Origin of the sequence: Mycobacterium sp. SMC-17 (genome assembly GCF_045310915.1) — a bacterium.
GTDB lineage: Bacteria > Actinomycetota > Actinomycetes > Mycobacteriales > Mycobacteriaceae > Mycobacterium.
Map to the genome: position 1 here is coordinate 74,241 of NZ_JBJIAK010000027.1, position 10,241 is coordinate 84,481.

Consider the following 10,241-nt stretch of genomic DNA (forward strand, 5'->3'; position numbering starts at 1 on the left):
CTCAGGCATTGATCCCCGCCGTGAGGATGGCCGCAAGCTCGCGATATGCGCTGGCGTCGTCGAGTCCGGTACTCTCGCGGACCCGGCGCTGCTGGATGCGCACCATCATGGTCGACGCCAGATCGGCAGCGAAAGCCGCATGGACATCACGGAATTCACCGCTCTCGACCCCGTCGGCAATCATCTCCTGCACCCGGCGAGCAGCGATCTGGGTGTTCTTCTCATAAACACTGCGGGCCGGGGCAAAGGCGTCCAGGTCCACCATGAACTGATCCGACGCGGCGTCCAGCACCGTCCCCACCGCCGACAGGTAGGCCGTGATCCGGGCGCGGGGCCCCTCGACTCCGGCCACCAGCTGCTCGACCTCATCGGTGGCCTGCCGGAAGAACTGCACCGTCGCGGCGCGGACCAGCTGCTCCTTACTGCCGGCCAGCGTGTACAGCGTCGACTTCGAACAGCGCAGCCGCCCGGCGATGTCGTCGAGCGTGAGGTGCGCGAAGCCCTCGTCGAGAAACAACGCGATGAGGGCATCGAACAGCTCGGTGCGTCGACGGGTGCCGAAGTCCGGGGACGTGCGCGCGCTCACACCGGCATAGTACTGCGGACCCTTTACTCAGTACTACCAAACCAGTACTCTGTGAAGTAATTCAGTACTGTTCGACGTATTAGTGGAGTTCCGGTGCCCGTTGATCGCCTCTTGCCCAATGACGAAGCCCACGCGCTGATCGAGCTGACCCGCGACATCGCCGACAAGGTGCTCGACCCCATCGTCGACCAGCACGAGAAGGACGAGACGTACCCCGACGGGGTCTTCGCCACCCTCGGCGAGGCCGGGCTGCTGAGCCTGGCGTATCCCGAAGAGTGGGGCGGCGGCGGCCAGCCGTATGAGGTCTACCTCCAGGTGCTCGAAGAACTCGGCGCCCGCTGGGCGTCGGTGGCCATCGCGGTCAGCGTGCACAGCCTGTCGTGCCATCCGCTGATGACGTTCGGCACCGACGAGCAGCGGCAGCGCTGGCTCCCAGAGATGCTGAGCGGCAACCTGATCGGCGCCTACAGCCTGTCCGAGCCGCAAGCCGGTTCCGATGCCGCGGCGCTGGCCTGCAAGGCCGTGCCTGCCGACGACGGCTACCGCATCACCGGTTCGAAGGCATGGATCACCCACGGCGGACTCGCCGATTTCTACACCCTGTTCGCGCGTACCGGCGAAGGTTCCCAAGGTGTTTCGTGTTTCCTGGTGCCCTCCGACACCGAGGGGCTGACGTTCGGGCGGCCCGAAGAGAAGATGGGCCTGCACGCGGTGCCCACCACGTCGGCGCACTACGACGGTGCGTTCCTCCCTACCGAACGTCTGATCGGCGCCGAAGGCCAGGGTCTGCCGATTGCCTTCAGCGCGCTCGACGCCGGCCGGCTCGGTGTCGCCGCCGTGGCCGTCGGCCTGGCCCAGTCCGCACTGGACCAGGCCGTGGCGTACGCCCAGGAGCGAACGACGTTCGGCCGCAAGATCATCGACCACCAGGGGCTCGGCTTCCTGCTGGCCGACATGGCCGCCGCCGTCGATTCGGCACGGGCCACCTACCTCGACGCCGCGCGCCGCCGTGATGCCGGCCTGCCCTACTCGCGCAACGCCTCCGTGGCCAAACTGGTCGCCACCGACGCGGCCATGAAGGTCACCACCGACGCCGTCCAGGTTTTCGGCGGCGCCGGCTACACCCGCGACTACCGCGTGGAACGCTTCATGCGCGAGGCCAAGATCATGCAGATCTTCGAGGGCACCAACCAGATTCAGCGGCTGGTGATCAGCCGGAGCCTGGCCAAATAGCCGCCGGCCGGACTACATCCGGCTGACGTCGATGATGGCGTTCGCGAATAGCGCGGGCGCCTCCTGAGGGACGTTGTGGCCGATGCCGTCGAGAACCCGGTGTTCATATGCCGCGGTGTACATCGAGCGGTATCCGGCACCGTCCTTCGCCGCACCGTCGAAGTCACTGCCGATGGTGATGGTGGGGACGCGGATCGGCGGCCTGGCCTGCAGGTGTTGTTCGTCTGCGTCGTAACGGCTTTCACCCTCCGCGAGGCTCAGGCGCCACCGGTAGTTGTGGATCACGATGGCGACATGGTCGGGGTTGTCGAACGCGGCGGCACTCAGCCCGTAGGTCGCATCGGTGAAGTGCCAGAGCGGCGACGCCTTCTCCCAGATCAGCCGGTTGAACTCCTTGGTGTTCTTCCGATAGCCGAGTTCACCGCGCGGCGTCGCAAAGTAGTACTGGTACCACCAGCCCAACTCGGCATTCGGCTCCAACGGCTGGAGGTTGGCAGCGCGATTGACCAGGATGTACCCGCTGACCGCCACCAGACCCGCCACCCGCTGCGGCCACAGTGCCGCAACGGCATTCGCCGTGCGCCCGCCCCAGTCGAAACCACCGAGGATCGCCCGCTGGATGTTGAGGGCGTCCATGAAAGCGATGACGTCCGCGGCCAGCGCCGCCTGCTGACCGTTCCGGATCGTCGTGGCGGCCAGGAAACGGGTTGATCCGAAGCCCCGGAGATACGGCACGATCACCCGGAATCCCTGGTCGGCCAGGAGCGCGGAAACATCTGCGTAGCTGTGGATGTCGTACGGCCAGCCGTGCAGCAGGATCACCGGTTTGCCGTCCGCCGGCCCGGCCTCGACGTAGCCGACGTCGAGGTCGCCGGCCCGAATCTGCTTCACCGCGTTCAGGTTGTGCTCGGGCGCGGGCGGCGGCGTCGGCTTCTGCGGAGCAGACGGCTCTGACGACGATCCGCACGCCGCCAACGACGCCGCGCCGACTGCCGCGGTCGCCATCAAGCCGAACTGCCTTCTGCTCACACCGGTCACGGCACCATCTCACCCGCTCTCACACATCATGTCCAATAACAGATGGCGATAGGCAACATCTCCTTTGGAGATGGCATCGGTTCAGACCGCCGCCCAGCCGCCGTCCACGCTGAGGATGGCGCCGTGGATGTTGGCCGCGTCATCACTGACCAGGAACGCGACAGCTGCGGCGACTTCCGCCGGCGTACTCATCCGCCGTGACGGTAACCGGTCCAGTACCGGTTTGATGTGTTCTTCGAACTCCTGTTGACGCTCGGTCGCGATCGGTCCGGGAGCCACTGCGTTGACCCGAACCCCGAACGGGCCGTACTCATCAGCCCAGGACGCCGTGAGCGAGTGGATGGCCGCCTTGTTGGAGTTGTAGATCGCCGAGCCGCTCGCCCCTCGCAGTCCGGTGATCGATCCGATGTTCACCACGGCGCCGCCACCACCACGCACCATCTCGGGGGCGATCACCCCCGTGAGCAGGAACGGGGCAAAGACGTTGACCTCGAACGCTTCTCGCAGCACCGACGGGGAGACCTCACCGGTCGGGGTCGGCATCAGCAGCGTGGCGGCGTTGTTCACCAGGATGTCGAGCCGTCCGCCCACCGCCTCCGTGGCTTGTTCGGCGAGGGCACGGATCGCACCGTCGCCACCCGCCAGGTCTGCTGCGACGAACGACGCCTCGGCACCAGAAGCGCGGATCGCGGTCACCAGCGCGGTGCCGCGCTCCGCATTCCGTCCGCTGACCACAACATGGGCTCCGTCGTCGGCCAGCCTGCGTGCGATGGCCATCCCCAGACCTCCGGTTGAACCTGTGACAAGTGCTGTGCGGCCGGACAATCGCGTATCTTTTGGACTCATGAGTCCACATGATTCGTCGGAAAAAATGGACCTGCAAGTCCAGAAACTGACGGCCAAGGGACGAGCCACCCGCGCCCGCATCATCGATGGTGCCGCAGCCGAGATCCGGGACCGCGGTGTCGCGATGACCACCATCGAAGACGTGATGGCGCGGACCCAAACCTCGAAAAGCCAGATTTTCCACTACTTCCCCCGCGGCAAAGAGCAGTTGCTGCTCGCCGTCGCCACCCTCGAATCACAGCGGGTCCTCGACGACCAGCAGCCCCACCTCAGCTCGCTCACTTCATGGGCCGCCTGGCAGCGCTGGCGGGATGTCGTGGTCGAGCGCTACCGGCGACAGGGGCAGAACTGCCCGATCGCGGTGTTGATGTCCGAGATCGGCCGCACCAGCACGGGCGCACAGGCCGTCACCACCGAACTGATCGACTCGTGGCGGGGTGCCATCGCCGCCGGCATCGTGGCAATGCAGCAGCAGGACAAGATCGCCCCGACCGTCGACCCCACGCGCGCGGCAGCCGCACTGCTGGCCGGCATCCAGGGCGGCGTCGGGATCATGCTGGCCACCGGCGACCTGACTTATCTCGAGGCCGCCCTCGACGAGAGCATCCGTGCGCTGCGAAACCGGTGACTACTGCAACGGGATGTCATGTCCCCGACCACGTTCCGACTCGGGCCGCACGCCGAACCACCGGCGCTCCGACTCGGTGATCTGCAGATCGTTGATGCTGGCTTCCCGCCGACGCATGAGCCCGTTGTCGTCGAACTCCCACAGTTCGTTGCCGTAGCTGCGCCACCACTGCCCACCGTGGTCGTGCCATTCGTATTGGAAGCGGACCGCCATGCGGTTCCCCCGGAAGCCCCACAGGCTCTTGCGGAGCACGTAGTCGAGTTCGCGTTCCCACTTGGCCGTCAGGAACTCGACGATCTCGGCGCGTCCCGTCACGAACGTGTCGCGGTTCCGCCACACGGAGTCCGGGGTGTATGCCAGCGCGACCCGTTCGGGGTCGCGGGTGTTCCACGCGTCCTCGGCCGCCTGCACCTTCACCAGGGCCGTCTCTTCGTCGAAGGGCGGGAAGGGTGGTCGGGACTCCGGGGTGCCGGACATGGGCGAGCCTCTCGTCAGGTGGGGTGCGGCCGAGCGGGACTGCGCAGCCCGCCGCCTTTGACAACCGTAGGAGCATCAGCGGCATTTCCGGCGGCTCACACGGCAGCCTCAATTGTTAGTTCGCCTACACGTCGCACCATCTGCGTTGACAGCTGTCAACGCACCCGAGAAGGATCGAGGCATGTCCGCCAAGTCCGAAGCGCAGGTGTTCACCGAAATCGAGAGCCGTTTGACAGCCAAGTTTGCGGACCTGCCCCCGGCGCGCGTGACGACTGTCATCGAAGGCGCGCGCGAACAGTTCGCCGGCAGCACCATTCGGGACTTCGTCCCGCTGCTCGTGGAACGTCGCGCCGACGAGGAGCTTTCCAGGCTGTTGGCCGGCGACGCCGCCCACTAGCCCCGTTTGCTCGGCACGCAACTGAGTTTGCTAGCGTCACAACGGGTTCCAGCACCACCCGATTGCCTTTCGAGACCTCTCTGTGAGCACTTCGAGGCTATTGAAACGGTGCGGTCACGGTCGCGGCTCAGTCCCATGTCGAGCGCGCATCCGATTGAAAACATGTCTGGACCCAGCCTCTCGCCGTGCCCTACGGTTCAGCTGCGCAAATTTTCGGCGCAGTAATTTAAGGGCACGTTCAAGGAGACGCCGGTGATGATCAGCTTTGGTCGAATCGCTGTGAAATTAGTTGCCAGCGCCGGTGTGTGCGCGACTGCCGTGGCCGTGAGCCCGACCGCAGCCGCCGTCCCACTCAAGACTGGCGGATACGCGTGCGACGCGGGCGCCACCGCGGGAGCGCCGGCAGCAGGGGCACCTGCCGCTGCTGCTGCCGCGGCTGCCGCCGCGCCATGCGCAGCGCCCGCCGTGGAGTCATCGGGCATCGTCGGACCCCTGGCCGCCGCTCCGGTGGTTCCGGCCGCGGTGCCGCCGGTTCCCGCGGTCGTCCCGCCGGTGCCGGCAGCGGTTCCGCCGATCGTGCCTCCCATCCCCGCGGGCCTGCCGCTGGGCGCCCCCATCCCGATCGCTGCGGCCCCCGCTGCCATCCCGATGGACATGGGCGGGATCGCGGACGGCAAGGAAGCGCGGACGCTGCGTCCCGTCGACGCCGGCGGCCCGACCCCCAACCTGCCGACCCAGCCGGGCCCGCAGAACTAGATCAACAAGCCGCACAACCGCTTTCACCGAAGCACCCGAGCCCCCGCGGCTCGGGTGCTTCGTGCATTGAGGTCGTTGACGCTGTACTGAGGGCGCACTTGTGCGAGTAGCGAACACCCCAGCCACAGGATCAACGCGGCACAACAATGCGAATTACGTTGCGGCGCAGGCTACGGCTCGACGATGACCGGGTCGCCGACGTTGACGGTGTTGAAGTACCACTCGGCTCCCGCGGGCGCCAAACCAATACACCCGTGGCTGACGTTCTCGAAGCCCATCGACTCGACGGCCCACGGCGCCGAATGCACGAACAGTCCGCGTCGGCTGATGCGTACCGCGAACTCGACCTCCGTCATGTACCCGTCCGGATGATCGACGGGAATGCCAACGCTGCTCGAATCCATGAGCACATTGCGGTCTTTCGCCAAAACGGTGTACTTGCCAATCGGCGTCTCATACTCGGGCCGACCCATGGTCGCGAGCAGCACACCGGACTCGCCCAGGTGCGGAAGATGATGCGGCGCGGGCATATCCGGTGAAGTCTGGCCGTCGATCGTCACAGTGAAGGTGTGAGCCCCCACATGAGCGGTGCCGATCACCGCCGGTCCCGTGGTGAACGCCATCGGCTGGCCGGCGACCGTCAGCTTGATGGTGCTGTGCGCAGGCCAGAAACCATCCGGAACCCATTGCACCACTTTGTTGTCCAGCCATTCGAACTTGCCTGACATGGCGGGCGAAGACGTCACGTCCAGGGCCAGCTCAGCGGCAGCCCGGTTGGTGATGGGCTGTTTGAACGTCACCACGATCGGATGCGCGACGCCGACCGGAATGCCCTGCGTCGGCTGCGTCGACTCGATGATCGAACCCAACGGCAGCCGAATGCCCGCCGTCTCGATACCGAGCGCGCCGCCAGTGGTGGTCGTGGCGACCACGACCACGGCAAGAACTCCGTGCACAAACACCCGCATGTATCCGACCCCTTTGTCGCTGGCCGCATGGTTGAACACCGTCATGGTATGGGCCGCAGAACGCCGAAATCCGTACGGCGCGTCAATATTTCGGTCAAAGATTCGTCACGGATTGGCCACCCAACATCACGGCGCGGATCAACACCTGCAATCTGCCGACATCTCCCATTGACGTAAGCGACAATTATGACTACGGGGGTAGCGGAAGGCTGGGCCATGCCATGACAACAGACCGTGTTGCGCTTCCGGGCGCGGCAGACGACGAGTGCGTCGACTGCGGCTACACACCGGAACTGAAACGGACCCTCAGCGGCTTTCAGATCTTCGCGGTCTCCTTCGCTTTCATATCGGTGGCGGTCGGGATCTTCGGGACCTATGACGACCTCCTCAAGACCGCGGGCCCCGTCGGCATCTGGCTCTGGGTCGTGGCCGCCGCCGGGCAGACTCTCGTTGCCCTGGTGGTCGCTCAGTTCGCGTCCCGCATCGCGCTCAGCGGCTCGTCGTATCAATGGGCGTCGCGCTTGGCCAGCCCGAAGGTCGGGTGGCTCTTCGGCTGGCTGACGTTCTGGTATCTCGCGATAGCGGTGGTCGCGATGGACAACGCCCTGGCCAGTCAAGCGCTCATGCCGCTGTTGGGCATGTCCGACGACGAAGACACCGCGCGACTGATCACCGTGGCGGTCTTGATCATCCAGGCCGTCCTGGTCATCGCCTCGACGCGCCTGCTCGGCCTGATCACCTCCAGCGCGGTCGGCCTCGAACTCGGCATCGTGGTTCTTCTGGTGCTGGCACTCGGCGTCGTCATGCTGGTCACCGGTGACGGCAATGTCGACAACCTCACCAGCCGAGGGATCGCCGCAGACAGCCCCGATTATTTCGCCGTCGGAGGTGGGTTGATGGCCGGCATGATCATGGGCCTGACCACACTCGTCGGTTTCGACTCCGCCGCGAACCTGGCGGAGGAAGCCAAAGATCCGTTCCGCAGTGTCCCGCGCGCCATCGTGGCGTCGGTCGTAGCGGCGGGCGTGATGGGCCTGGTCTTCTTGATCGCCCTGACGGCCGCGATCAAGAACGTCACCGCTGTAAGCCGGAGCGGCTCGCCCGTCGCCCTGATCATTCGCGACCAACTCGGCTCGATCACCGAGCGAATCCTCCTGGCCGGCATCGCCTTTGCGATGTTCGGCGCCGGCATGGTGGTGCTGGCAGCGTGCTCGCGGCAGGTGTTCGCCATGGCACGTGATGCCCGCTTCCCCGCCCATGCCCTGATGCGACAGGTCAATCCACGCACCCAGACGCCGGTGCCCGCCACCATTCTGATCCTGATCGTCGGGGTTGTGCTGATGGCGACCTTGCGTGGGTCCGCGCTCATCCAGCTCATCATCGCGTCGACCATCCTGCCGGCGCTGATCTATGGAGCCATCGTCGTGCTGTACCTCGCCGTCCGGAAACGCCTGGAGCACAAGGAAGGTGGGTTCGGACTGGGCCGCTTCGAACTTCCCGTCGCGGGCATCGCACTGGTCTGGGTGGCTTTCGCACTCTTCGTTCTCGTGACGCCCGACTCGGCGCGGGTACCCGGCTTCATCGTGCTCGGCCTCATCGCCGTCGGCGTCGCATACTTCGTCAAGATGCTCGTCTTCAATCGTGAGGTACTCGACACCGAACCGGGTATCGACGAGTTCGCCGCAACACCGGCAGACCGATGATCCCGCTGTCGTCCCGGCCCGGGACCCTCACCGGAAAGGTGGTGTGCCCGGACGACGCCGAATACTCCGCGTCCTGCGCCGGATTCAACCTCCTTTACACCAACCGGCCCGCAGCCATCGTGTTCGCCAAGGAGACAACCGATGTCGTCAATGCACTGACCTGGGCGCGGGAACACGACGTGCCGGTGCGGGCCCGGAGCGGCCGTCACTGTCTCGAAGGCTGGTCCACGGTCGACGACGGACTGGTCATCGATGTCAGCCACCTGAAGTCAGCAGTAATAGACGCCGGCCGACGGACCGCCACGGTCGGCGCCGGCCTCACCCAATCCGAGGCGGTGGCGGCACTGGGCCGGGCGGGCTTCGCGGCGCCAACCGGAACCGAGGGGTCCGTCGGCCTGGTCGGCGCGACACTCGGCGGCGGCTTCGGGCTACTGACCCGCGCCTTCGGCATGGCCTGCGACAACCTCATCGCGGCCGAGATTGTCGTCGCGTCCGAAGACGGCACCAATGTCTTCATCGCCGACGAGACTCATCACCCGGACCTCCTGTGGGCGCTCCGCGGCGCCGGGAATGGCAACTTCGGTGTCGTCACTTCGATGACATACTCGATTCATCCACTGGCGCAGGTCATTTACGTGGTTGCGCGGTGGCCCGGACTCGATGACCTACCCGGGGTGTTCGAGGCCTGGCAGCAGTGCGCGCCGTTCCTGGACCACCGCCTCACCAGTCAGCTCGAGATCCGTCGCGACGAGATTTCGATGGTCAGCGTTCTGACCTCCGGTTCGGAAGCCGAAGCGCTGGAGATGCTGGCACCGATCCTGGCCGTGGGTACGCCCCGCCTCGAAGCAACCGCCGGGACGTGGGCCGACACGTTCGCCGGCTTTCAGATTCCGCTCGACGAGGAGCCGGCGAATTGGAAGTTCCTCTCGCAGTTCATGACTGATCCGTTCCCATCGGAAGCAGTGCAGCTCGTCGGCGCCTACATGTCGAAAGCACCTACGGCTGCCTGCAATTACTTCACCAACGCACTGCTCGGCGCCGCCGCGACCGAGCCACGCGGCGGCGCGGCGTACGCCCATCGCGATGCGCTCTTCTACGCCGAACCGGGTGCGGGCTGGGGCATCCGGGGCGCCCCCGCAGCGGGCGACCCACTGACCGACGCCTGCCTACGATGGATCACCGAGTTCGGCGAGGCGTTGCGCCCCTTCATGAATGGCGCCTATACCAACGTCCCGAACGCCGGCATGCCCGACTGGGAGCACGCGTATTGGGGAATGAATGTCGACCGACTGCGCGCCGTCAAAGCCAAATACGACCCCGAGAATATATTCCAGTTCGAACAGAGCATTTCACCATCGCCATAGTTCGGCGTACCGGAGGAAAACCTGAATTGGGCACCGTTTTACGCCTTCTCGACAATTGCAGGAAAAGTGCAACAGCTTACTCAGTTCACCTAGTAGCCGTGGACCGAATACGGGAGAACCGCAGCTAGACGACGAATTTCAATCTCGCTGACTGGGAAGTAGCAATTGTAAAACGGCTCTTCACAGATGAGGGTGTAGAGGTGGTTGGCGCGTCGTTGCCGGGATAGAGGTCGAGGTCTCTCGAA

General features: G+C 65.5%; 11 protein-coding genes. 6 read left to right on the forward strand and 5 right to left on the reverse strand.

Features of this window, described 5'->3' with window-relative positions; all coding sequences use genetic code 11:
- Position 1: 1 nt before the first annotated feature.
- A complete protein-coding gene (locus tag ACJH7A_RS18045) occupies positions 2–586 on the reverse strand; it encodes a TetR/AcrR family transcriptional regulator (protein WP_073693806.1) in 585 nt (194 codons plus the stop codon).
- A gap of 93 nt (positions 587–679) precedes the next feature.
- On the opposite strand from ACJH7A_RS18045, the gene ACJH7A_RS18050 reads away from it, so the two are divergent.
- Positions 680–1,819 (forward strand): acyl-CoA dehydrogenase family protein, encoded by a 1,140-nt coding sequence (locus tag ACJH7A_RS18050; RefSeq protein ID WP_073693805.1) that lies wholly within the window; start codon positions 680–682, stop codon positions 1,817–1,819.
- Positions 1,820–1,831: 12 nt separating this feature from the next.
- Here ACJH7A_RS18050 and ACJH7A_RS18055 read toward each other — a convergent pair whose 3' ends face one another.
- Both ACJH7A_RS18055 and ACJH7A_RS18060 read right to left on the reverse strand, forming a co-directional pair.
- A complete protein-coding gene (locus tag ACJH7A_RS18055; protein ID WP_073693804.1) occupies positions 1,832–2,824 on the reverse strand; it encodes an alpha/beta fold hydrolase in 993 nt (330 codons plus the stop codon).
- 114 nt (positions 2,825–2,938) lie between these two features.
- Positions 2,939–3,703 carry an SDR family NAD(P)-dependent oxidoreductase gene (locus tag ACJH7A_RS18060; protein ID WP_073693803.1) on the reverse strand — a complete coding sequence of 255 codons (765 nt, stop codon included), beginning with the start codon at positions 3,701–3,703 and terminating at the stop codon, positions 2,939–2,941.
- 25 nt (positions 3,704–3,728) lie between these two features.
- Between ACJH7A_RS18060 and ACJH7A_RS18065 the strand changes: the two genes are divergently transcribed.
- Entirely contained in the window at positions 3,729–4,331 is a 603-nt protein-coding gene (locus ACJH7A_RS18065) for a TetR/AcrR family transcriptional regulator (protein ID WP_073693802.1), read from the forward strand.
- Here ACJH7A_RS18065 and ACJH7A_RS18070 read toward each other — a convergent pair whose 3' ends face one another.
- Positions 4,332–4,808, reverse strand: a complete 477-nt coding sequence (locus tag ACJH7A_RS18070; protein ID WP_073693801.1) for a nuclear transport factor 2 family protein — start codon at positions 4,806–4,808, stop codon at positions 4,332–4,334.
- 181 nt (positions 4,809–4,989) lie between these two features.
- On the opposite strand from ACJH7A_RS18070, the gene ACJH7A_RS18075 reads away from it, so the two are divergent.
- Positions 4,990–5,205 carry a three-helix bundle dimerization domain-containing protein gene (locus tag ACJH7A_RS18075; protein ID WP_073693800.1) on the forward strand — a complete coding sequence of 72 codons (216 nt, stop codon included), beginning with the start codon at positions 4,990–4,992 and terminating at the stop codon, positions 5,203–5,205.
- A 324-nt stretch (positions 5,206–5,529) separates the two neighbouring features.
- On the forward strand, positions 5,530–5,961 hold the full coding sequence (locus ACJH7A_RS18080; protein ID WP_286150048.1) for a hypothetical protein: 432 nt from the start codon (positions 5,530–5,532) through the stop codon (positions 5,959–5,961).
- 170 nt (positions 5,962–6,131) lie between these two features.
- Here the strand turns inward: ACJH7A_RS18080 and ACJH7A_RS18085 are convergent, their stop codons facing one another.
- Positions 6,132–6,929: an Ig-like domain-containing protein gene (locus ACJH7A_RS18085; RefSeq protein WP_073693964.1), complete on the reverse strand. Its 798-nt coding sequence runs from the start codon at positions 6,927–6,929 to the stop codon at positions 6,132–6,134.
- A 221-nt stretch (positions 6,930–7,150) separates the two neighbouring features.
- Here ACJH7A_RS18085 and ACJH7A_RS18090 point away from each other — a divergent pair, with 221 nt between their 5' ends.
- Together ACJH7A_RS18090 and ACJH7A_RS18095 are read left to right on the forward strand one after the other, a co-directional pair.
- Positions 7,151–8,632 (forward strand): APC family permease, encoded by a 1,482-nt coding sequence (locus ACJH7A_RS18090; protein WP_406802476.1) that lies wholly within the window; start codon positions 7,151–7,153, stop codon positions 8,630–8,632.
- Complete coding sequence (locus tag ACJH7A_RS18095; protein ID WP_406802477.1) at positions 8,629–9,996, forward strand: FAD-binding oxidoreductase; 1,368 nt, start codon at positions 8,629–8,631, stop codon at positions 9,994–9,996. The genes ACJH7A_RS18090 and ACJH7A_RS18095 overlap by 4 nt, the downstream gene beginning before the upstream one ends.
- Positions 9,997–10,241 lie beyond the last annotated feature (245 nt).